The 1,070-nt window shown below is 68.2% G+C and carries 1 protein-coding gene and 1 pseudogene; both read right to left on the reverse strand.

The window, feature by feature from the left end; all coding sequences use genetic code 11:
- Positions 1–663, reverse strand: a 663-nt coding sequence (locus tag IG04_RS0141725; protein WP_030482278.1) for a cation transporter, incomplete at its 3' end; no start/stop codon positions are given.
- A pseudogene (locus IG04_RS47520) lies at positions 647–1,070 on the reverse strand (hypothetical protein); the annotation flags it as partial. The gene IG04_RS0141725 and the pseudogene IG04_RS47520, both read right to left, overlap by 17 nt.

A 1,070-nucleotide genomic window follows, 5' to 3' on the forward strand; every position in this document is an offset into this window, starting at 1 on the left:
GTAGCGGCCGGCGAGGATGAACGTGGTCACGCCCGCGGCGACTTCGAGGTAGATGTTGCCGGCGCCCGACATCCGCTGGACGGTCAGCTCGAAGGCGTGTGTCATGCCCGGCGTGCCCGCGGTGCCGAGGAACAACGCGTACAGCGACCACAGGGTCGCCGCGCCGACGCCGATCGAGATCAGGGTGTCCATCGTCGCGGCGCCGTGGCGCAGGTTCGTCCAAGCAGCTTTGTGGAACGGCCACGCCCCCCACACCACGACGGGTGCGGCCAGCGTGAGCGAGAGCCACTGCCAGTAGGTGAACTGCAGCGCGGGGATCATGGCGAACGCGATCACCGGCACGGTCAGCACCACCGAGGTGATCAACCGCTGCCGCAACGACCGCGTCGGGTCCTCTTCGGCCTGTTCCGTGCTCTGGCCGGCCTGCGGGGGAGCGGGCAACTCGGCCTGGTAGCCGGTGTTCTCGACGACCTTCACCAGGTCTTCGGCGGTCAGCGACTCGGGGAAGCTGACCCTGGCCTTCTCGGTGGCGTAGTTGACGCTGGCCTGGACGCCTTCGAGCTTGTTGAGCTTGCGCTCGATCCGCGCGGCGCAGGAGGCGCAGGTCATACCGCCGATCGAGAGTTCGATCTGACTGGTGCGGACGTCAGCCTCCGTGGCCATGGCCGTCCTCCTCCTTCGGTGTCGTCGTCGTGCCGGTGGGCTGCGGTGCGGCCGTGCCCGCCGTGCCGAGGGTGAATTCGGCGGTGCGGACCTTGCCCTCGTGCTGGAAGTCCAGGAACAGGCGGTAACGACCGGAGGTCGGCACCTCGACCATGAACTTCACCTCGGGACCGGCGCCCGGTGCGTCCATCGGGTGGACGTGCAGGTAGGCGAGGTCGGCCGAGCGCAGTGCCACGAGGTGGCCGTTCGCGCCCAGGTACGGCTGCAGGTCGGTGACCGGCTTGCCGTCCTTGGTCACGGTGGTGGTCACCATGGATTCCGCGCCGGGCTTGAGTTCCCCGTCGAGGCGGACCGTGTAACCGTCCACTGTGAACTCACGTGCGTCGGTGTCGTACTGCTTCGGTTCG

It is taken from the genome of Lentzea albidocapillata (assembly GCF_000719115.1).
In the GTDB taxonomy this organism is placed as follows: Bacteria; Actinomycetota; Actinomycetes; order Mycobacteriales; family Pseudonocardiaceae; genus Lentzea; species Lentzea albidocapillata.